16 protein-coding genes and 1 riboswitch are annotated in these 21,301 nt (G+C 73.0%); of the genes, 6 read left to right on the top strand and 10 right to left on the bottom strand.

The genetic code is table 11. The features are described 5' to 3' along the window. Positions 1–8: 8 nt before the first annotated feature. The 9 genes from cobI to ASC56_RS13380 form a co-directional block, all read right to left on the bottom strand. Positions 9–758, bottom strand: coding sequence for a precorrin-2 C(20)-methyltransferase (gene cobI, locus ASC56_RS13420; RefSeq protein WP_055491916.1), 750 nt, complete (start codon positions 756–758; stop codon positions 9–11). Next, positions 755–2,104, bottom strand: a complete 1,350-nt coding sequence (locus ASC56_RS13415) for a cobyrinate a,c-diamide synthase (RefSeq protein ID WP_055491592.1) — start codon at positions 2,102–2,104, stop codon at positions 755–757. Before ASC56_RS13415 ends, cobI begins: the two co-directional genes overlap by 4 nt. Further along, entirely contained in the window at positions 2,098–2,697 is a 600-nt protein-coding gene (gene cobO / locus ASC56_RS13410) for a cob(I)yrinic acid a,c-diamide adenosyltransferase (RefSeq protein WP_055491591.1), read from the bottom strand. Before cobO ends, ASC56_RS13415 begins: the two co-directional genes overlap by 7 nt. After that, the gene (locus ASC56_RS13405; protein ID WP_055491590.1) at positions 2,697–4,697 is read right to left on the bottom strand and encodes a putative cobaltochelatase; all 2,001 of its coding nucleotides are present in this window, start codon (positions 4,695–4,697) and stop codon (positions 2,697–2,699) included. The genes cobO and ASC56_RS13405 overlap by 1 nt, the downstream gene beginning before the upstream one ends. Continuing rightward, the gene (gene cobN, locus ASC56_RS13400) at positions 4,694–8,362 is read right to left on the bottom strand and encodes a cobaltochelatase subunit CobN (protein WP_055491589.1); all 3,669 of its coding nucleotides are present in this window, start codon (positions 8,360–8,362) and stop codon (positions 4,694–4,696) included. Before cobN ends, ASC56_RS13405 begins: the two co-directional genes overlap by 4 nt. Next, the gene (locus ASC56_RS13395; protein WP_055491588.1) at positions 8,359–9,867 is read right to left on the bottom strand and encodes a cobyric acid synthase; all 1,509 of its coding nucleotides are present in this window, start codon (positions 9,865–9,867) and stop codon (positions 8,359–8,361) included. Before ASC56_RS13395 ends, cobN begins: the two co-directional genes overlap by 4 nt. After that, entirely contained in the window at positions 9,864–10,820 is a 957-nt protein-coding gene (locus ASC56_RS13390; RefSeq protein ID WP_055491587.1) for a cobalamin biosynthesis protein, read from the bottom strand. Before ASC56_RS13390 ends, ASC56_RS13395 begins: the two co-directional genes overlap by 4 nt. 97 nt (positions 10,821–10,917) lie before the next feature. After that, positions 10,918–11,061, bottom strand: a riboswitch (cobalamin riboswitch). 428 nt (positions 11,062–11,489) lie between these two features. Then, a complete protein-coding gene (locus ASC56_RS13385) occupies positions 11,490–11,705 on the bottom strand; it encodes a hypothetical protein (RefSeq protein WP_055491586.1) in 216 nt (71 codons plus the stop codon). A gap of 12 nt (positions 11,706–11,717) precedes the next feature. Then, complete coding sequence (locus ASC56_RS13380; RefSeq protein ID WP_055491585.1) at positions 11,718–12,989, bottom strand: inorganic phosphate transporter; 1,272 nt, start codon at positions 12,987–12,989, stop codon at positions 11,718–11,720. Positions 12,990–13,475: 486 nt separating this feature from the next. Between ASC56_RS13380 and ASC56_RS13375 the strand changes: the two genes are divergently transcribed. The 3 genes from ASC56_RS13375 to ASC56_RS13365 all read left to right on the top strand — a co-directional run bounded on the left by ASC56_RS13375 (position 13,476) and on the right by ASC56_RS13365 (position 17,340). After that, positions 13,476–14,192, top strand: a complete 717-nt coding sequence (locus ASC56_RS13375) for a class II aldolase/adducin family protein (RefSeq protein WP_055491584.1) — start codon at positions 13,476–13,478, stop codon at positions 14,190–14,192. Positions 14,193–14,561: 369 nt separating this feature from the next. Further along, entirely contained in the window at positions 14,562–15,695 is a 1,134-nt protein-coding gene (locus tag ASC56_RS13370) for a S9 family peptidase (protein WP_055491583.1), read from the top strand. A gap of 238 nt (positions 15,696–15,933) precedes the next feature. Then, entirely contained in the window at positions 15,934–17,340 is a 1,407-nt protein-coding gene (locus tag ASC56_RS13365; RefSeq protein ID WP_079102485.1) for a hypothetical protein, read from the top strand. A gap of 7 nt (positions 17,341–17,347) precedes the next feature. Here the strand turns inward: ASC56_RS13365 and ASC56_RS13360 are convergent, their stop codons facing one another. Continuing rightward, the gene (locus ASC56_RS13360) at positions 17,348–17,761 is read right to left on the bottom strand and encodes a VOC family protein (protein WP_055491581.1); all 414 of its coding nucleotides are present in this window, start codon (positions 17,759–17,761) and stop codon (positions 17,348–17,350) included. Positions 17,762–18,172: 411 nt separating this feature from the next. Between ASC56_RS13360 and ASC56_RS13355 the strand changes: the two genes are divergently transcribed. From ASC56_RS13355 to ASC56_RS13345, 3 genes are all read left to right on the top strand, one after another. Next, positions 18,173–19,771, top strand: a complete 1,599-nt coding sequence (locus ASC56_RS13355) for an ABC-F family ATP-binding cassette domain-containing protein (protein WP_055491580.1) — start codon at positions 18,173–18,175, stop codon at positions 19,769–19,771. 366 nt (positions 19,772–20,137) lie between these two features. Then, positions 20,138–20,359 (top strand): helix-turn-helix domain-containing protein, encoded by a 222-nt coding sequence (locus ASC56_RS13350; RefSeq protein WP_009337982.1) that lies wholly within the window; start codon positions 20,138–20,140, stop codon positions 20,357–20,359. Between the two features lie 131 nt (positions 20,360–20,490). Next, positions 20,491–21,282, top strand: coding sequence for an enoyl-CoA hydratase/isomerase family protein (locus ASC56_RS13345; RefSeq protein ID WP_055491579.1), 792 nt, complete (start codon positions 20,491–20,493; stop codon positions 21,280–21,282). The last annotated feature ends 19 nt before the right edge of the window (positions 21,283–21,301 follow it).

The raw sequence follows: 21,301 nt of genomic DNA, 5'->3' as shown, positions 1-21,301 counted from the left end.
GCCGGCGGTCACAGCTTGCCGCCGCGGGTGCCGTCACGCCGGGCGGGCGCGATGAGGGTGGAGAGATAGGGGAGCGGGCCGCCGTCGAGGTCGCGGGCCGGGCGGATGGACTCCTCCGGCAGCCCGAGCGCGGACCCCCAGACCGCGCCGTCGAGGCGCCCGGTCTCGCGCAGCGCCTCGGCGACCTCGTGGGCCTGCCGTCCGAACTTGTATGCGACCACGGTGCCCGGCCCGCCGAGCGCGTCCTTGAGCGCGGTGGCCCCGGCGGTGACGGGCACGAGCGTGAGGGGCTCGGTGCCCTCGGTCAGGACGGCCCCCGACCGCGCGGCGAGGTCCTGCATGGCGGTGATACCGGGCACGGTCTCGACGACGGTCCCCGGCACGAGGTCCTGGACGGTCTGCGCGAGGTAGGTGAACGTCGAGTACACGTTGGGGTCGCCGATGGTGGCGAAGGCGACGGTGGCGTGCCGCTCCAGGAGCCGGGCCACGCGCTCCCCGGCCGCGTCCCAGGCGGCCTCGCGGCGCGTGTGGTCGCTGCGCTCGTTGAGCGCGAACACCACGCGCGCCACCTTCTCCTCCGGCACATAGTGCAGCACGGTCGCCTCGGCGCGCCCGCGCTCGCCGCCATCCGTTCCGTCGGATGCGGCCATCACGGGTACGACGACGACATCGGCCGTCCGCAGAGCGTTGACGCCCTTGACGGTCACCAGCTCGGGGTCGCCGGGGCCCACCCCGACTCCGATCAGCCTGCTGCTCATGACGTCCGGCACCTCTCCACGAACCGACGGGCCACACCGGGCTCGGCGGCCCAGTGCGTGTGCAGATAACTCGCGTGCACAGCTTGTTGTACGAAACCTTCGACACGCCGGTCGGGGGCGCGCACCCCCCAGGCGGGAGCCGGCCCCGCGCCGGGCTCGACGACGGTCCGGTGGAACTCGTGTCCGCGCATCCGGGTTCCGGCCGCCGCGAGGACGCTGTCGCTCACGGCCACGGCGTCCCGGTAGCCGAGGGTGAGCCGTTCAGCCATGCCGGCGCTCGCGTCGAGGACCCCGCACATCGGCCGCCCGTCCAGCTCCCGGCACAGATACAGCAGCCCCGCGCACTCGGCGGCCACCGGAGCGCCGCCGAGCGCGAACTCGGCGACGGCCTTCCGCAACGGCTCGTTGGCGGACAGCTCGGACGCGTACACCTCGGGGAAGCCGCCACCGATGACCAACCCGCGTGTGCCCTCCGGCAGTTGCTCGTCACGCAGCGGGTCGAAGGCGACCACCTCGGCGCCGGCGGCGGTGAGGAGCTCGCTGTGCTCCGCGTAGGAGAAGGTGAACGCCGCTCCACCGGCGACGGCGACGACCTCGCGCTCTCCCGTAGTGGTGACGGGGGGCTCCCAGGGATCGGCCGGCAGCGGCCCCGCACCGCGCGCCAGCGCGGCCAGCGCCTCCAGGTCGCACCCCTCTTCGACCTGCGCGGCCATGGCGGCGACCGCCTCGACCGCCTCGGCCCGCCGCTCGGCGACAGGCACCAGCCCCAGATGCCGGGACGGCGTGTCCACCCCGGCCACCCGCCGCAGCACCCCCAACACCGGTACCCCGGCGGAGTCCAGCGCCTCCCTCAGCAGCGCCTCGTGCCGGTCCGACCCGACCTTGTTCAGGATCACGCCCCCGACCCGCACCTCCGGGTCCCAGGACGCGAACCCGTGCACCAGCGCCGCCACCGAGCGCGACTGCGACGACGCGTCGACGACGAGCACCACGGGCGCGCGCAGCAACTTCGCGACATGAGCGGTCGACGCGAGCTCGCCCTCGCCGGCCGCCCCGTCGTACAGCCCCATCACACCCTCGACGAGGGCGAGGTCGCACCCCCGCGCCCCATGGAGGAACAGCGGCGCGATCAGGTCCGGCCCGCACAGGTAGGCGTCGAGGTTGCGCCCCACACGCCCGGTGGCGAGCGCGTGATACCCGGGGTCGATGTAGTCCGGCCCGACCTTGTGCGGGGATACGGCGAGACCTCGCCCGGCGAACGCGGCCATCAATCCCGTGGCGACTGTCGTCTTGCCGCTGCCCGAAGCGGGCGCGGCGATGACCAGCCGGGGCACGGACGTCACCACTCGATGCCCCTCTGACCCTTCTGACCGACGTCCATCGGGTGCTTGACCTTCGACATGTCGGTGACCAGGTCGGCGAAGTCGACGAGCTTCCCGGGCGCGTTCCGCCCGGTGATCACGACATGCTGGGTGCCCGGCCGGTTCCGCAGCACGTCGACGACCTCGTCGGTGTCGACCCACCCCCAGTGCATCGGGTACGCGAACTCGTCCAGCACGTACAGCCGGTACGTCTCGGCCGCCAGGTCCCGCTTGACCTGCTCCCAGCCCTCCCGGGCCTTGTCCTCGTTGTCCATCTGGTCATCGCGCTGGACCCAGGACCATCCCTCGCCCATCTTGTGCCAGGCCACGGTCCCGCCCTGCCCGGACGCACCCAGCACCCGCAGCGCGTTCTCCTCGCCGACCTTCCACTTCGCCGACTTGACGAACTGGAACACCCCGATCGGCCACCCCTGGTTCCAGGCGCGCAGCGCGAGCCCGAAGGCCGCGGTCGACTTGCCCTTCCCGACGCCCGTGTGCACCACGACGAGCGGGCGGTTGCGCCGCTGACGGGTGGTCAGTCCGTCGTCCGGTACGACACTCGGCTGTCCCTGCGGCATTACGCGGCCCTCCTCGCGGTCCCCTGCGTCCCCTGCACGTTCCGTACCAGCCCGGCGATGCTGTCCGCGCGCAGCTCGTCCAGCGTCACCGCCGTACCGCCCAGCTCACCCGCGAGCTGCCCGGCGAGCCCCAGCCGCACCGGCCCCGACTCGCAGTCCACGACGACGGACGCGACCCCCTCGGCCGCGAACAGCCGCGCCGCGCGCGAGGCCAGCGCCACCGGCTGCGGACCGCCGGTTGCCCGTCCGTCCGTCACCACCACGACCAGCGCCCGCCGCGCGGGATCCCGTAGCCGCTCCACCCGCAGCACGTCATGGGCCTTGAGCAGCCCGGCGGCCAGCGGCGTCCTGCCGCCCGTCGGCAGCGACTCCAGCCGGGCCGCGGCCGCGTCCACCGATGACGTCGGCGGCAGCGCGACCTCGGCCGACGCGCCCCGGAAGGTCACGAGACCCACCTTGTCCCGGCGCTGGTAGGCGTCGAGCAGCAGCGACAGCACGGCTCCCTTCACCGCGCTCATCCGCTGCCGGGCCGCCATGGATCCGGAGGCGTCCACCACGAACAGCACGAGGTTCCCCTCGCGCCCCTCCCGCGTGGCCTGCCGCAGATCGTCCCGGCGCACCACGAGCCCGGGCCCCGACCGGCCGCGCGCCCGCTGGTGCGGCGCCGCCGCCTGCACGGTCGCCGCCAGGTGCAGCTTGGTGAGCGCGCCCTGGGGCCGCCGCGCCCCGGTGGTGCGCCCGTGCTCGGTCCGGGCGCGCGAACGCCGCCCCGCGGCGCCGTCGCCGAGCCCGGGCACGGTCAGCATCTTCGTACGAAAGGGTTCGCAGGCGCGTACCGGCTGCTGTTCCCCGGAGCTGGAGGCCTGAGGCTGTCCGCTCTCGCCGGCCTCGGGCCGCGCGGCGGTCTCCCCGCCCCCCGGCCCCTCGTCCGGCGAGGGCTGCCCGCCGCCCCCACCGGGCCCGTCCGGACCCGGATCGTCGTCCTCCGGGCTCCCGAACTCCTGGAGCGTCTCGTCGAGCTTGTCCTCGTCGAGCCCCGGCGCGTCGAAGGGGTTGCGCCGCCGCCGGTGCGGGAGGGCCAGCAGCGCGGCCTGCCGCACGTCCTCGGCGAGCACATCGGTCCGCCCCGCCCACGCGGCCAGCGCGGCGGCCGTACGCGCCATCACGATGTCGGCCCGCATGCCGTCCACCTCGAAGGCGGCGCAGGTCGCCGCGATCTGCCGCAGCGCCCCGTCCCCGAGCCGCACGGACGGCAGCAGCGCACGCGCGGCCACGATCCGCGCCCGAACCGCGGCCTCCTCCTCGGCCCAGCGCGCCGCGAAGCCGTCCGGGTCGTCGTCGTGGGCGAGCCGCCGCCGTACGACCTCCACGCGCTGGTCCGGCTCGCGCGAGGCGGACACCTCGACGGTCAGCCCGAACCGGTCGAGCAGCTGTGGCCGCAGCTCGCCCTCCTCGGGGTTCATGGTGCCCACGAGCAGGAAGCGGGCGGCATGGCGTACGGAGACGCCCTCGCGTTCGACGTAGGAGGCGCCCATCGCGGCGGCGTCGAGCAGCAGGTCGACCAGGTGGTCGTGGAGGAGGTTGACCTCGTCGACGTACAGGATCCCGCGGTGCGCGTCGGCCAGCAGGCCGGGCTCGAAGGCCTTCACGCCCTCCGCGAGCGCCCGCTCGATGTCCAGGGCGCCGACGAGCCGGTCCTCGGAGGCGCCGACGGGCAGCTCCACCATGCGGGCCGGACGGGACTCGAACATCCCCGGCTCGTGCGGCCCGTCGGGGCACGCCGGGTCGGGTGCCGCGGGGTCGCAGGAGAACCGGCACCCGGCGACCACCTCCACCTGCGGGAGCAGCGCCGAAAGGGCGCGCACGGCCGTCGACTTGGCGGTGCCCTTCTCGCCGCGCACCAGCACACCGCCGACCGCCGGAGACACGGCGTTCAGCAGCAGCGCGAGCCGCAGGTCGTCCTGGCCGACGACGGCCGTGAACGGAAAGGGGGTACTCACTTGTCGTCGCCCTCCAGGTCGCCTTCGAGCTCCAGGTAGGTGGCGCGCAGCCGCTCCAGCGTGTCCGCGTCCGGCTCGGCCCACAGCCCGCGGTCGGCGGCCTCCAGGAGCCGCTCGGTGATGCCGCGCAGTGCCCACGGGTTGGACTTCTTCATGAAGTCCCGGTTCTCGGCGTCGAAGACGTACTCCGCGCTGAGCTTCTCGTACATCCAGTCGTCGACCACCCCTGCCGTGGCGTCGTACCCGAAGAGGTAGTCGACGGTCGCCGCCATCTCGAAGGCGCCCTTGTAACCGTGCCGCCGCATGGCCGCCATCCAGCGCGGGTTGACCACGCGCGCGCGGAAGACGCGGTGGGTCTCCTCGCCCAGGGTGCGCGTCTTCACCTGGTCGGGCACGGCGGAGTCGCCGACGTACGCCTCGGGGCTGGCACCCGTCAGGTGCCGCACCATGGCGACCATCCCGCCGTGGTACTGGAAGTAGTCGTCGGCGTCCACCAGGTCGTGCTCACGGGTGTCGACGTTCTTCGCGGCCACGGCGATCCGCCGGAACGCCGTCTCCATGTCCCCGCGTGCGGCCCGCCCGTCGAGCCCGCGCCCGTACGCGTAGCCGCCCCACACCGCGTACACCTCGGCGAGGTCGGCGTCGGAACGCCAGTTGCGGGCGTCGATCAGCGGCAGCAGACCCGCGCCGTACGCGCCCGGTTTGGAGCCGAAGACACGGGCGGTCGCGCGCCGCCGGTCGCCGTGCTCGGCGGTGTCCTCGTCGGCGTGGGCGCGCACGAAGTTCCGCTCGGCGGGCTCCTCCAGCTCCGCGACGGCCCGTACGGCGTCGTCGATGAGGCCGACGACATGCGGGAAGGCGTCGCGGAAGAAGCCCGAGATGCGGACCGTGACGTCGATACGGGGGCGGCCCAGCTCGGCGAGCGGCACGATCTCGAAGCCGGTCACCCGGCGGGAGGCGTCGTCCCAGACCGGGCGGCAGCCGAGCAGCGCCAGGATCTCGGCGATGTCGTCGCCCTGGGTGCGCATGGCGGACGTGCCCCAGACGGTGAGGCCGACGGAGCGGGGGTACTCGCCGGTGTCCTGGAGGTAGCGGGCGACCAGGGAGTCGGCGAGCGACTGCCCGACCTCCCAGCTCAGCCTCGACGGAATGGCCTTGGGGTCGACGGAGTAGAAGTTGCGGCCGGTCGGCAGGACGTTCACCAGACCGCGGGTGGGGGAGCCGGACGGACCCGCCGGGACGTAACCGCCGTCGAGCGCCTTGAGGATGTGGCCGATCTCGTCGGTGGTACGGGCGAGCCGGGGCACGACCTCGGTGCACGCGAACTCCAGAACGGCCTCGGCGTCGGGGAGTTCGGTGCCCATCACATCACGGACGAGGGCGGCGCTCCCGGCGGCGGCCCAGCCGCGCTCCTCCATGCCCTCCGCGATCCGCCGGCACAGCTGCTCCAGCAGGTCGATCGCGTCCGCGGCCGTACGGGACGGGCCGTCCACCAGGTCCGTCAGCTCGACCGGGACCTTCACGGGCGCACCGGGCTCGGCGAGCAGCTCCTTCTCCACCAGCCCGAAGTGCCCGGCCAGCGAGGCCCGCAGCCCCGGCAGCGCGTTCGCCCGCCCGCCCCACACCTGGGAGGCACGCAGCACGGCGAGCACCAGGTTCACCCGCGGCTCGCCGACCGGGCCGCCGCCCAGGATGTGAAGACCGTCGCGGATCTGCACGTCCTTGATCTCGCACAGATAGCCGTCGATGTGCATGACGAACTCGTCGAACTCGTCGTCGTCCGGCTGCTCGTCCACATGCAGGTCGTGGTGGAGCTCGGCGGCCTTGACGAGGGTCCAGATCTGGGCCCGTACGGCGGGAGCCTTGGTCGGGTCCAGATCCGAGACGAGCGCGTACTCGTCGAGCAGTTGCTCCAGCTTGGCCAGGTCACCGTAGGTGTCGGCGCGCGCCATCGGCGGTACGAGGTGGTCGACGACGGTGGCGTGCCCGCGCCGCTTGGCCTGGGTGCCCTCGCCCGGGTCGTTCACGATGAACGGGTAGACCAGGGGCAGGTCGCCGAGGACGGCGTCCGGCGCGCAGCCCCGGCTCAGCCCGAGGCCCTTGCCCGGCAGCCACTCCATCGTGCCGTGCTTGCCCATGTGCACGATCGCGTCGGCGCCGAAGCCCCCCTCGGACGTCGCGGCCTGCAGCCAGCGGTAGGCCGCCATGTAGTGGTGCGACGGCGGCAGGTCCGGGTCGTGGTAGATCGCGATCGGGTTCTCGCCGAAGCCGCGCGGCGGCTGGATCATGACCACCACATTCCCGAACCGCAGCGACGCCAGCACGATGTCCTCGCCGTCGACGTACAGGCTGCCCGGCGGTTCGCCCCACGCCTCCAGCATCGCGTCCCGCAGCCGCGGGTCGAGCGTGTCGAACCATGCCCGGTAGTCGGCGAGCGGCACCCGGGCGGGCGCGGCGGCCAGTTGCTCCTCGGTCAGCCACTCCACGTCGTGGCCGCCGGCCTCGATGAGCCGGTGGATCAGCTCGTCGCCGTTGTCGGGGTACGCGGTGAGCGCATACCCGGCGTCCCGCAGCGCGTCCAGCACCCGTACCGCCGAGGCGGGCGTGTCCAGACCGACCGCGTTGCCGACCCGCGAGTGCTTGGTCGGGTAGGCGGTGAAGACGAGCGCGATCTTCTTGTCGGCGTTCGCCTTGTGCTTCAACTGCGCGTGGCGTACGGCGATCCCGGCGACGCGCGCGGCCCGCTCGGGGTCGGCCACATACACCGGCACGTCTTCCGGGCCCTGCTCCTTGAAGGAGAACGGGACCGTGATCAGGCGGCCGTCGAACTCGGGGATCGCGACCTGCATCGCCGCGTCCATGGGGGACAGGGCGGCGTCGGACCCGTCCCATGCGCCGCGCGAGGAGGTCAGGCAGAGGCCCTGCAGGACGGGGACATCGAGGTCCGCGAGGGCACCGCTGTCCCAGGACTCCTCGTCCCCGCCGGCCGAGGCCCCCGAGGCGTGCGTGCCGCCGGCGGCGAGGACGGTGGCGACAAGGGCGTCGCTCCTGCCGAGGATCTCGTACAGCCCGGCGTCGGCGCCGCGCAGGGAACCGCAGTACACGGGCAGGGCGTTGGCGCCCCGCGCCTCGATCGCGTCGCACAGCGTGTCCACGAAGGCGGTGTTGCCGCTGAGCTCGTGGGCGCGGTAGAAGAGCACGCCCACCGTGGGGCGCCCCTCGACCGCCGCGCGCTCCCCGTGGACGCCGTACTCGGGCATCCTCTGCGGCTCGACGAAGCCCTCACCGGTCAGCAGCACGGTGTCGGACAGGAAGCGGGCCAGTTCCATGAGGTTCGCGGGACCGCCCTCGACGAGGTAGCGCAGCGCCTCGGCCACGACACCCGCGGGCGCGGACGACTCGGCCATCAACTCGGCGTCGGGCACCGCCTCTCCACCGAGCAGCACGGTCGGGATGCCCGAGGACCTGAGCGCGGCCAGCCCCTCCTCCCACGCACGCTTGCCGCCCAGCAGCCGTACGACGGCGATGTCCGCACCCTCGATGAGCCCGGGAAGCTCCTCGGCGACGTCCACGCGGGTCGGGTTGCCGATCCGGTAGGGAGCGCCGGAGGCACGGGCCGCCAGCAGATCGGTGTCGGCGGTCGACAACAACAACACTGTGCTCATGCGGGCGCTCCCGGTGGAATGAAGGGCAGTCCTTGCGGCGCGCCGGACTCGATGAGCCGCCACAGCGCGTCCGTGTCCGCGTGCTGTTCGATCAGATCGCCGAGCCGGTCGAGCTGCTGCTCGCGCAGCGCGGCGAACGACGTGTCGGGGGCCGGCACGAAGCGGCGGCCCGCGGCGGCCGCCACCTCCCGCAGGAAGGCGCGCCGGAAACCGTCCGACTCCAGGGAGCCGTGCCAGTGCGTGCCCCAGGTCCGCCCCATCCGGCACCCGTCCAGGAAGGGTTCGCCGCCGGTGACGTCGGCGACCCCATGGTGGATCTCGTACCCCTCGACGCGCTCGCCGAGGGCTTCCCCCACCGGCCGGGTCAGCGTCTTCTCCCGGGCGAAGCGCACCCGCACGGGCAGGACCCCCAGCCCGTCCACCTGTCCCCGGCGGCTTTCGACCTCGTCCTCGATGTGCTCGCCCAGGATCTGGAAACCGCCGCAGATGCCGAGCACCGGCCGTCCCTCGGCGGCCCTGGTGACGATCGCCTCGGCCAGCCCCCGCTCCCGCAGCCAGGTGAGCGCCCTGACCGTCCCCCGGGTCCCCGGAATGACGACGAGGTCGGCGTCGGCCAGTTCCTCCGGCCGGTCGACGAACCGCACCACGACACCCGGCTCGGCGGCCAGCGCGTCCACGTCCGTGAAGTTGGACATGAGCGGGATCGCGCAGACGGCGACCCGCAGCACATCCTCGCCGACGGGCGGGGCGACGGCCGACTCGCGCACGGTGCCCCGCAGGGACACCCGCAGCCCGTCCTCCTCGTCGATCCCGAGGCCGTGCCGGAAGGGCAGCACACCGTACGCGCGCCGCCCGGTGAGCCCGTGCAGCATGTCGAGCCCCGGCTCCAGCAGGGACACATCGCCGCGGAACTTGTTGACGAGGAACCCGGCGACGAGCTCCTGGTCCTCCCGCGACAGCAGGGCGACCGTCCCGAAGAAGGAGGCGAACACCCCGCCGCGGTCGATGTCGCCCACGACGAGCACCGGCAGCCGCGCGTTGCGCGCGATGCCCATGTTCACGATGTCGGTCCGCCGCAGATTGATCTCGGCAGGACTGCCCGCCCCCTCACAGATCACCGCGTCATACGTGCCCCGCAACGCGGCGAGGCAGTCCAGCACGGTGCCGAGCAGCCGCTGCTGCCGCCCGCCGTGGTATCCCCGTGCGCTCAGCTCGCCGACCGGCTTGCCCAGGAGCACGACCTGACTGCTCTGCTCACCCCCCGGCTTGAGCAGGACGGGGTTCATCAGCGCGGTCGGCTCGATACGGCACGCCTGGGCCTGCATGGCCTGCGCCCGCCCGATCTCGGCACCCTCGCGCGTGACGAAGGAGTTCAGGGACATGTTCTGCGCCTTGAAGGGCGCCACCTTGACCCCCTGCCGCACCAGCCAACGGCAGATCCCGGCGGTGACGACACTCTTGCCGGCGTCGGAGGTGGTGCCGGCGACCAGCAGCCCGCCGCTCATGACGTCCGTCCCTTCGCGAGAAGCCTTCGGGCCAGCAACCGCCCGGCGACGGTGACGCCGAGCGCCAGCCCGCCCACGCGACGGGAGAGTCGTACGGCCCGTTCGATGTCGTGGACCCGGACGCCGCGCCCGGTGCCGTTGAGCACGGGCCGGTGCTCCACGCGCCCCCCGTACGAGAGCGTTCCGCCCAGGCGCACGCCCAGAGCCCCCGCGAACGAGGCCTCGACGGGACCGGCGTTGGGGCTCGGGTGCCGCGCGGCGTCGGTGCGCCAGGCACGGACGGCGCCCCGTGGATCCGGGCCCGCCACCGCCGCGAGTACGGCGGTGAGCCGTGCGCCCGGCCACCCCGCCACGTCGTCGAGCCGGGCGGAGGCCCATCCGTAGCGCCGGTACCGGGGCGACTTGTGCCCGACCATGGCGTCCAGGGTGTTGACGGCCCGGAAGCCGGCGAGTCCCGGCACACCGCCCACGGCTCCCCACACGAGCGCGCCGACCACGGCGTCCGAGGTGTTCTCGGCGACGGACTCGACGACGGCCCGTGCGATCCCGTCGGGGTCAAGTGCCTGCGGATCGCGCCCGCACAGATGGGGCAGCCGCGCGCGGGCCGCCTCGATGTCCCCGGCTTCCAGGGCGCGTCCGATCATCCGGGCCTCCCGGGCGAGCGAACTCCCCCCGACGACGGCCCAGGTGGCAGCCGCGGTCAGGGCGACGGACGCGGTGCGGGAGGAACGTACGGCGGACGCGGCGAGCGCCGCCAGCGACACGGCACCCCCGACGCACACGGCGGTGTGCAGCGCGCCCCACCCTCGGTGGTCCCGCCACAGCAACCGTTCCACGGCGCCCGCGGCTCGCCCGAACGCGGCGACCGGATGCCCGCGGCGCGGATCGCCGAGCAGGTGGTCACCGAGGAGGCCGGCGGCGGCGCCGTACGCGAAGACGCGATCGGCACCCACGGCTCAGCCGGCCGTGGGGTCGGGCAGGGCTCGGGTACGGGACCTCGATCGGCAGCCGCGCATGGAGATATGTCCTCACTCAGGGTGTCCACGCCCTGGTTCGACGAGACCGGCGGTGAGAGTTCCTGGCTCCCGGGGAGTTCCTCCCCGGTGACAGTGGCGGGACCGCGCCGGACTCGCACCGGCTTCCTCTCTTGCGCCGTACATGGCTCCGGAAGTCCACCACGCCCCCGGAACAGCCGTCAACTTGCTCTTGACCTGCGACGCTGCGGTGTGCTGAGCCCCACACCGATGAAATATCGTCAGCCGCCCGAATCGGCGCCATCTGTGCTCTTTCGGGGCGGGGAAGCCGGGAAGACCAGTGTGGTTCGCCGACGGGACCTGAGCACCCGGCGGCGGACGGACTCTGTCGTACTCGACCGGCCGGTCGGCCGGCGTCGAGCGGAACAGGCCCCAGGGACCAGGTGAGTTGGGCGAGAGCGGCCAGACTCCTGGCGATCCGCCACCTGTCTCCTCGGCGTGGTCGCGATGCGGTGTACACCGCGGCGAAAGCGGCCTGAGGGTCCATGCAAAGGCGTATGCACGGCCCGTGGAGGACGGAGCCCCCGCGGTGCGGGGCACCGCGGGGGCTTCGGCGCGTGCCCGAACGGGCGGATGAGCCGGGTGGTGTCAGGCCACGATCAGATAGATCCCGTACGCCACCGCCGCCGTGCAGGCCGCGAAGCAGGCGTACGCGCCGGTGGCCGCCAGGGTGGCCGCGCCGCCCCGGGCCGATTCCTTCTTCGTCAGGCCCACGACGCCCAGGGTGAACAGGCCCACCAGGGCCACGGTGACCACGAGGCTGACTCCGAAGACGGAGCCGAGAGCTGCCCAGTCGATCTTCATTGATGCGCTTCCTTATACCGTCGCGGGCCGGGTCGGCTCCGCGGAGGGACCGGCGTCCGGGGCCGGGATGGTGGCCTTGAGGTCGGTGGTGGTGTCCGTCGCGGTGCCGGCCGTGACGACGTGCCCGGCCGGCGGCGGGGTCACCGCGGCGATCGCCGCCGTGACGACGCCGGCGGGCTCCGCCTGGACGTCGTTGACGTTGTCGACCGTGACCGGCTTGCGGCGGGACAGGGTCCAGATGGCGCCGGCACCGGCGACCAGCAGCACGCCGGTGGTGACCGTGCCCCACGTGCCCTGCTTGGTGAGGAGTTCGGCGCCCGCGCCGACAAGACCGGCGGCCGGGAGCGTCAGACCCCAGGCGGCGAACATCCGGGTCGCGGTGGACCAGCGGACCACACCGCCCTTGCGCCCGAGGCCCGCGCCCATGACGGCACCGGAGCAGACCTGGGTGGTGGAGAGCGAGAAGCCGATGTGCGAGGAGGCGAGGATCGCGGTCGCGGCGCTGGTCTGGGCGGCGAAGCCCTGCTGCGGCGCCAGGTCCGTCAGCCCCTTGCCCAGGGTGCGGATGATGCGCCAGCCGCCCAGGTAGGTGCCGAGCGCGATGGCCAGACCGGCCGAGACGATGACCCAGGTGGGAGGGTTCGAGCCGGGGGCGAGGACGCCGCCGGTGACGAGCGCCAGCGTGATGATGCCCATCGTCTTCTGGGCGTCGTTGGTGCCGTGTGCGAGGGAGACCAGGCCGGCCGAGGCGATCTGCCCGGCGCGGTAGCCCTTCGCGGTCGCCTTCTCCTCGGCGCGGCTGCCGATGACGTACGACAGACGCGTCGCGAGCATCGCGGCGAGGCCCGCCACGATCGGTGCGGCGACCGCGGGGATCAGGACCTTGGTGACGATGGTCGAGCCGTTGACCGCGGACCAGCCCGCAGATGTGACGGCGGCGCCGATCAGACCGCCGAAGAGCGCGTGGGAGGAACTGGAGGGCAGACCGAGGAGCCAGGTCAGAAGGTTCCAGAGGATGGCGCCGACCAGGGCCGCGAAGATCACTTCGACGCGGATGCCCTTCTCGTTGATGATGCCGCCGGAGATCGTCTTGGCGACCTCCACGGAGAGGAAGGCCCCGACGAGGTTCAGTGCGGCGGACATCGCCACCGCCGTCTTGGGCCTCAGGGCGCCGGTCGAGATGGTCGTCGCCATCGCGTTGGCTGTGTCGTGGAAACCGTTCGTGAAATCGAACACGAGAGCGGTGACGATCACGATTCCGAGGAGGAGCGTGATGTGTTCCATTTACCCAGGCTTCTGTGGGAGGTCAGTGGCGCGTTGACGGTAGGCAACCTGGATGAACGGAAGATGAACTGAGGCGGGCTTAGGGGTGTACCGATCGGGGTGTCACTCCTCCGCTCGTGGCCGGGAGGCGGCGGCCCCACGCGTCGAACGAAGGCGGAATCCCGGCTTCCGGAAGCCCTGTGCGGCCTTCCGGAGACCATCGCTCGGCCTGCTGCTGTCCTTCGCGAACGGCCTCAGCCCGGCGGCGGAGTCGTTGAAGAGATTTTGGTCACCCGGCAGTTTCCGCCGTTGTGGTCGTGGCGGGCGATCCGGACGGCCTGATCGGGGGCGAAGGCGCGACTGCCGCCGGTGCAGACGTTCCACCACTGGGAGGGCGCACCGGCGGCGCCTGGCGAGACGGGCCGCCGCCCGTACTTGAACGCCGGGCTTCCGCCCCATGGTGCCCGGCCACCGGCGGGCCGGGCCTCCGCCTGGCAGGATCGCGGCATGGCTGAGCAGCGGCGCGACGCACGGGCACGGGAGAACGCGGGCGACGGACGGGGGCGGGATGCGGGGGACGCGGACGGCGAGGTGGCGCGGGCCTGGGACGAGCTCGTCGCCACGGCCCGCCGGACCGTGTCCGACGGGCTGGTCGTCGGCACCTCCGGCAACGTCTCGGTGCGCGTGGGCGACACCGTGCTGGTCACGCCGACCGGAGTGCCGTACGAGCGGCTGACGCCGGGCGACACGGTCGGGGTCGACCTGGACGGCCGGCAGGTGCTCGGCTCGCTGCGCCCGACGAGCGAACTGCCGATGCACCTGGCGGTCTACCGCACGACCGGTGCGCGTGCCGTCGTCCATACGCACGCCGTGCACGCGACAGCCGTCTCCACGCTGGTACGGGAGCTACCGCTGATCCACTACATGGCGGGTGCGCTCGGCGGTGCGGTCCGGGTCGCCCCCTACGCGACGTACGGCACGCCGGAGTTGGCCGAGAACATGCTCCGAGCGCTGGCGGACCGCACCGCGTGCCTCCTCCAGAACCACGGCACGATCGCCCATGGCGCGTCCCTGGGCCAGGCGTACGACCGCACGGCCCAACTGGAGTGGATGTGCCGGGTGTGGCTGACGGCGTCGTCGGTGCCGGGCCTGTCGCCGCATCTGCTGACCGGCGAGCAGGTGGCGGAGGCGGGGGAGCGGTTGCGGGGGTACGGGCAGCGTTAGCGGACTCGGCGGACTCGGCGGACCCGGCGGGCTGGGCGGGCTGGGCGGGCTGGGCGGACCCGGCGGGCCGGGTGGGCCGGGTGGGCCGGGTGGGTCGGACGGACCGGGTGGGTCGGACTGATTGTGGACCCGACGGATTGGGTGGACCCGACGGATTGGGTGGGTCCGACGGATTGGGCGGGTCCGGCGGATCCGACAGATCCGGCGGATCGGATGGATCCGACAGATCCGGTGGATCGGGCGGATTGGGTGGATTGGGCGGACCCCGGTGTGTCGGGCGGCCCGGGATCGCGCGGGCGTGCGCCCCATGGCCCACCTCGCGCCGTCCTCCCGCTGGCCGGGGGAGGGTTCCACCGCGAGACTGGGTGGGTGCGCACTGTCAGAGCGGCGGCCGCAGCCGTCACCGTAGCCATCGCCGCGGGCGTGGCCGGCGTCGTCGCGGGCCGCTTCGCCAGTGACGCCGCGCTCAAGGCGCCGGCGGGCCGCCCGCTGCCCACGGAGCCCCGCCTCACCGTGCACTCGCTGGCGGCCGGGCGGATCACGCTCACCCGCGCCCTGGCCTCCCAGCGCCCCGGCACCTACGGCCTGTCCGGCGACGGCTCGCACGCTGTCGTCGGGCCGGTCCTGAACACCGCGCCCCACTCCGCCGACACCGTGGTGCGCCGTCTGGAACGCGTCACCCACGGCACGCTCGAACCCGGCGACAGGGTCTGGCTCACACCCAACCTGCACATCGGGGACCCGGGCTCCGCCCTCGGCCTCGACTTCGCCGATGTCGACGTGCCAGGTGAACTCGGGGGCCTGCCCGCCTGGTTCGTGCCCGGGGTCCGCGACACCTGGGTGATCACCCTGCACGGGCTGGGCACCACCCGGGAACACCCCATGAACGTCATGGAGTTCCTCAGCCGCCACCGGTTCCCGGTCCTGGACCTCGCCTACCGCGGCGATCCGGGGGCACCCCGTCCCCCGGACGGCCTGAACCACCTCGGCGAGACCGAGTGGCGCGACGCGGACGCCGCGATCCGTTACGCGGTGCGTAACGGCGCCGAGCGCGTCGTCCTGCACGGCTGGTCCACCGGCGCCACCATGGCGCTGCGCGCCGCCGCGCGCTCCGCGGTGCGCGAGCGGATCTCCGGGCTCGTCCTGGACTCGCCCGTGCTCAGCTGGGAGGCCACGCTGCGCGCGCTCGCCGCGGCCCGGCGCACCCCCGGCGCACTGCTGCCCCTGGCCGTCCGCGCCGCCCAGGGCCGCACCGGTCTGCACGGCGACCGTGCACACGGGCCCGCCGATCCGGACCATCTGCGGGTGCGGGTGCCGACGCTGATCTTCCACGGTCCCGACGACACGATCGCCCCCTGGGATCTCTCACGCCGCCTCGCGCACCGCCAGGGGGACCTGGTCACCCTGCACACGGTGCGGGACGCTCCCCATGGCGCGATGTGGAACGCGGACCCCGGGGCGTACGAGGAGGCGATGCGACGCTTCCTGACCCCACTGATGTGACGCTTCCCGACCCCACCGAGGTGACCTCCCGGCACCGCCGCCCCGGATCGTGGCGGCGAAGCACCGTCGCGAAGCCGCGCCCGGCCGCGCCCCCTTCCCGCCCCCTTCCGCTTAGTCCCTCCCGGCGTGGCCGAACTGTCTCCCCGGCCCCTGTCCGGGCCCAGTGCGTTGGCCAGCTCCGTCGCCCGTCGTGACATTCCGTTTGGGTTTTCGGACCGTCAACCGGAAGACTGCACCCGTGACGTCCCGTAACCCGCGCGACTCCAGGCTCCGACTCGTCCGCCCGCGGCCCCTGGCCACCGCTCCCCGGACGGTGGCCCAGGGCCGCTCGCGCCGTCCCGCACCCCGGCCGCCCGAGGGCACACCCCCACCCGCGGAACTGGCCGGAATGGCCCGTACCCGCCTCGCCGACGCCGCCCGTGTCGCCCGCTGGGCCGACGCCGCGCTCGGGCCCGGCCGTGACTGCGCCACGTCCGACGGCAAGGGCACCCTCTCCGACACCACCGCCGAACGGGCCGCCGCCGACCTTGGCCTGACCCCCGCTCAGGTCCGCGCCGACTGGGACACCGCCCGCCTGGCCGGTCTCGTCGAGGTGCACGGGGACAGCGCCCGCCCCGGCTGGCGGCTGCGCGCCTGGAACCGCGACGACTCCGCCGTGCTGCGTGGCTGGGTCGCCCTCTTCGACGCCTGGTCGCTCGCCTACCCCGAGCCCGCCGACCGCGAGCACGCCGCCGTCGCCGAGGTCGTGTCGGCCATGCCCCAGGTGCTCTCCTTCCTGCAGCTGTCCGCGGGGCCCGTCCCCGTCGAGCAGCTCCTCGACCTCCTCGAACAGCGGGTCACCGAACTGCGCACCGCACGGTGCGAGATCCCCTACGGCCCCCAGCCGGAGCCGGTCCAGGCGTCGCCCCACTCCGCCGAGGACACCCCCCTCGCCCCGCTGCTCGACTGGGCGCTCGACGCGCTTGCCTACGTCGGCGCCCTCACCTGCGCCGATGGGCAGGCCACCCTGACCCCGCTCGGCAGCTGGGCGGTCTGGGTCAAGCTGGAGCAGATCTGCGTCGCCGCGCAGAGCCCCGCCGGGAACATCGAGCAGAACGCGGAGGACATGCTCCGCGGCTGCGCCCAGCTCCGCCCCAACGCGGCCCGCGCCGAGTACCGCGCCTGGCTCGCCGCCCGCACGGTCGGCAGCGCCGTCACCGAGCTCCTGGAGGCCGCCCGCGGCGAGGACGCCCTCCTGCGCGGCCTGGCCTTCGAGGCGCTGCGCGTGGTCGGGGCCCCCGCCGAACCCGACGTACGGGCCGTCGCCGACGAGACCCCGCTGCGCCCCTACGCCCTGCTCTGGCTCGCCGAGCACGACGGTGCCGACCCGGAGGACGCCCATGAGGTGCTCACCCGCCAGGAGGCCACCTGGCTGTGGGTCGACACCGCCGCGGCCGTCGCCGACCACGGCGAAGCCCCGCTTCTGGTACGCCACTTGGAGTCCGCCGTGCAGCCCACCGTCCCCGCGCTCCTCGACGAGGTGCGCGCGATCGGGCACCCCCGCACCGTGCAGGTCCTGGTCGCGCTCGCCGCCGCCCACCCGGACCCGGCGCTGGCCAAGGCCGTGCGCCGCGCCGCGTTCCAGGTCCACACCGGAGGCAGCTGACCTCTCGTCAGACCGCTATCTCCGGGGCGTACGTGCCGAAGCTCCAGATGTTGCCCTCGGCGTCCCGCGCCATGTAGTCCCGTGAGCCGTAGTCCTGGTCCGTCGGGGGCATCAGGATCTCCGCGCCGTGCTCCGCGGCCCGCTGGTGGTGTGCGTCGACGTCGTCCACGACGATGTAGACCGCGCTCGGGCCCGCCTTCCTCATCGCCTCGTCGAACGGGCCGCCTCGGCCCTTCGAGCCGAGCATCACCGCGCCGTTGCCCTGCACCAGCTCGGCGTGCAGCACCGAGCCGTCCTCCCCCTCGTACACCGACAGCTCCGTGAAGCCGAAGGCCTCCGTGAGCTGCTTGATCGCCGCCTTCGCATCCACGTACAACAGCGTCGGGTAGATGCTCGGACGCCTGCCGTCCATGCCCGCCATCCCGATCACTCCCTCCGGTGTCCCGCCGGAATCCCGGCCTGCCGCACAGTCTCCCACCGGCCACTGACAACGCCCCTCCGCCGGGAGGACGGGCCGAGCCGGGCCGACGGGCGACCCCCCTCCGCGTGCGCGGTCCCGAGGCGTCATCCTCGTACGGCGCCCTGAACGCGGCCCCGGGCCGCGGCACGAACGGGCGACACAGCGGCCGCGTCACATCCCCGTCGGGCACGTTCTCGCCTACGCTGCGCCCCGCCCGGCGGGGCGAGCGTCACAGTGCCGGACCCCCGCGTACCGCAAAAGGGCTTGCACGGCCCCGTTAGACTGATGGTTATGGCCATTCTCCTCGCGCATTAGACGGCGGGCACGTCCTCAGCCGCCCATCCCGCCACCCACCCGCCCTGGAGTCTGTCCGTGATCTCCGCCTCCGGTATCGAGCTGCGCGCCGGCGCCCGCATCCTCATCGAGAACGCCACGTTCCGTGTCGCCAAGGGCGACCGCATCGGCCTGGTCGGCCGCAACGGCGCGGGCAAGACCACCCTCACCAAGGTCCTCGCCGGCCAGGGCATCCCCGCCGCGGGCACCGTGACCCGTTCCGGCGAGGTCGGCTATCTGCCGCAGGACCCGCGCACGGGCGACCTGGACGTGCTGGCCCGCGACCGCGTCCTCTCCGCGCGCGGCCTGGACACCCTGATCCGCAAGATGCGCGAGAACGAGCAGCGCATCGCCACCGGCAAGGGCTCCACCCGCGAGAAGGCCCTCAAGCAGTACGAGCGCCAGGAGACCGAGTTCCTCACCAAGGGCGGGTACGCCGCCGAGGCGGAGGCCGCCACCATCGCCGCCGCCCTCAACCTGCCCGACCGGGTGCTCGGCCAGCCCCTGCACACGCTCTCCGGTGGTCAGCGCCGCCGTATCGAGCTGGCCCGCATCCTGTTCTCCGACGCGGACACACTGCTGCTCGACGAGCCCACGAACCACCTCGACGCCGACTCCATCGTCTGGCTGCGCGACTACCTGAAGACCTACCGCGGCGGCTTCATCGTCATCTCGCACGACGTCGACCTGGTCGACACGGTCGTCAACAAGGTGTTCTACCTGGACGCCAACCGCGCCGCGATCGACATCTACAACATGGGCTGGAGGCTCTACCAGCAGCAGCGCGAGGCCGACGAGAAGCGCCGCAAGCGGGAGCGCGCCAACGCCGAGAAGAAGGCCGCCGCGCTGAACGCCCAGGCGGACAAGATGCGGGCCAAGGCCACCAAGACCGTCGCCGCGCAGAACATGGCCCGCCGGGCCGAGCGCCTGCTGGCCGGGCTCGACGAGGTCCGCCAGGCGGACAAGGTCGCCAGGCTGCGCTTCCCCGAGCCCGCGCCCTGCGGCAAGACGCCGCTGATGGCCGAGGGCCTGTCGAAGTCGTACGGCTCGCTGGAGATCTTCACCGACGTCGACCTGGCCATCGACAAGGGGTCGAGGGTCGTCATCCTCGGTCTCAACGGCGCCGGCAAGACCACCCTGCTGCGGTTGCTGGCGGGTGTGGAGCAGCCGGACACCGGTGCCGTCGTGCCCGGCCACGGGCTCAAGCTCGGCTACTACGCCCAGGAGCACGAGACCCTCGACCCGGACCGTACGGTCCTGGAGAACATGCGCTCCGCGGCGCCCGACATGGACCTCGTCGAGGTCCGCAAGGTGCTCGGCTCGTTCCTGTTCTCCGGGGACGACGTCGACAAGCCGGCCGGTGTCCTCTCCGGTGGCGAGAAGACCCGTCTCGCCCTCGCCACCCTGGTGGTCTCGTCCGCGAACGTGCTGCTCCTCGACGAGCCGACCAACAACCTCGACCCGGCCAGCCGCGAGGAGATCCTGGGCGCGCTGCGCACCTACAAGGGCGCGGTCGTCCTCGTCACGCACGACGAGGGCGCGGTCGAGGCGCTCCAGCCGGAGCGGATCATCCTGCTGCCCGACGGCGTCGAGGACCTGTGGGGCGCGGACTACGCGGACCTCGTCACGCTCGCCTGAGCTCTCGGCCGGGTCGGTCAGTCCGGCTTGATCGAATGAATGATCCACTGCGTATGGATCATTCGGCCGATCCGTGATCCGTCATCTGTGTGAGATCTCCTCGTACCGAGGTGTGTCCTACACCGATTTCGCGGCCGAGCCCTTTCGTACCAAGGGATCGGCCGTCGCGCGCCCCTGACCTGGTACTTCCCGGATCAACCCGTTCGGGCGTACGGACGCCACCGGGCGGAATGTCGGATTCCGCTCGTGGGGATGCGCTCCCGTCGTCACAACCTGGTCGCACGGACCTTGCCGAATGGGTGGCCATCGCGCCCCCGAGGGGTGATCATGAGGAGACCAGAGCGCACTTCCCATGAGGAGGCACGGGTGGCCGAGACTCTGAAGAAGGGCAGCCGGGTGACCGGCGCCGCGCGCGACAAGCTCGCGGCAGACCTGAAGAAGAAGTACGACTCCGGTGCGAGCATCCGGGCACTGGCCGAGGAGACCGGCCGCTCGTATGGCTTCGTCCACCGGATGCTCAGCGAGTCGGGCGTCACGCTACGAGGGCGTGGCGGGGCGACGCGGGGCAAGAAGGCCACGTCGGCCTGACGCCGGGCGGCCATCGGCTTCGGTGGTGGCCACCCGGTCGGTCGGGTGACCGGCCGGGTGGTTACTGTGCAGTCACTTGTGGATGTCGTCGTACGGCATCCTCTCCTGACCGCACCCATCGGAGGCGCCCCATGGCTTCGCTCGACCCGGTACTCGACAAGGACGGCGTACGGCTCACCGTCGACGAGGCGATCGCCACGGTGACGCTGACCAACCCGGCCAAGCGCAACGTGCAGAGCCCCGCTCTGTGGCGGGCGCTGGCAGAGGCCGGGCGTGCGCTGCCCGGTTCCGTCCGCGTGGTCGTGCTGCGTGCCGAGGGCAAGTCGTTCTCGGCGGGACTCGACCGGCAGATGTTCACCCCGGAGGGTATCGACGGCGAGCCGACCTTCATCGATCTCGCGCGCCGCAGTGACGCCGAGCTGGACGCGACCATCGCCGAGTACCAGGAGGCGTTCACCTGGTGGCGGCGCAACGACGTGGTGTCCATCGCCGCCGTGCAGGGGCATGCGATCGGTGCGGGGTTCCAGCTCGCCCTCGCCTGTGACCTGCGGGTCGTCGCGGACGACGTGCAGTTCGCCATGCGCGAGACCGCCCTGGGGCTGGTACCGGATCTCACGGGCACGCATCCGCTGGTGGCGCTGGTCGGATACGCCCGCGCGCTGGAGATCTGCGCGACGGGCCGTTTCGTCCTGGCCGAGGAGGCCGTGACCACCGGGCTCGCCAACATCGCCGTGCCCGCCGGGCAACTCGACGACACGGTACGGGACCTGGCGTCCGCCCTGCTCGCGGCGCCCCGGGACGCCGTGGTCGAGACCAAGGCGCTGTTGCGCGGGGCGCAGGAGCGGTCGTACGAGGAGCAGCGCGCCGCGGAGCGGGCCGCGCAGGCCCGACGGCTGCGCGACCTGGCCGGGGTCGGCGACTGAGGGGCGTTCCGTAGGCGTG

Source organism: Streptomyces sp. TP-A0356 (assembly GCF_001417775.1).
In the GTDB taxonomy this organism is placed as follows: Bacteria; Actinomycetota; Actinomycetes; order Streptomycetales; family Streptomycetaceae; genus Streptomyces.
The sequence above is the reverse complement of the archived record's forward strand: the minus strand, read 5'-3'. Positions and strand labels throughout refer to the sequence as shown.

Bases quoted from the DNA above. Each gene is read 5' to 3' on its own strand.
- cobI (WP_055491916.1), bottom strand. From the start codon at position 758: ATGAGCAGCAGGCTGATCGGAGTCGGGGTGGGCCCCGGCGACCCCGAG.
- cobO (WP_055491591.1), bottom strand. From the start codon at position 2,697: ATGCCGCAGGGACAGCCGAGTGTCGTACCGGACGACGGACTGACCACC.
- cobN (WP_055491589.1), bottom strand. From the start codon at position 8,362: ATGAGCACAGTGTTGTTGTTGTCGACCGCCGACACCGATCTGCTGGCG.
- ASC56_RS13395 (WP_055491588.1), bottom strand. From the start codon at position 9,867: ATGAGCGGCGGGCTGCTGGTCGCCGGCACCACCTCCGACGCCGGCAAG.
- ASC56_RS13385 (WP_055491586.1), bottom strand. From the start codon at position 11,705: ATGAAGATCGACTGGGCAGCTCTCGGCTCCGTCTTCGGAGTCAGCCTC.
- ASC56_RS13380 (WP_055491585.1), bottom strand. From the start codon at position 12,989: ATGGAACACATCACGCTCCTCCTCGGAATCGTGATCGTCACCGCTCTC.
- ASC56_RS13375 (WP_055491584.1), top strand. From the start codon at position 13,476: ATGGCTGAGCAGCGGCGCGACGCACGGGCACGGGAGAACGCGGGCGAC.
- ASC56_RS13360 (WP_055491581.1), bottom strand. From the start codon at position 17,761: ATGGCGGGCATGGACGGCAGGCGTCCGAGCATCTACCCGACGCTGTTG.
- ASC56_RS13345 (WP_055491579.1), top strand. From the start codon at position 20,491: ATGGCTTCGCTCGACCCGGTACTCGACAAGGACGGCGTACGGCTCACC.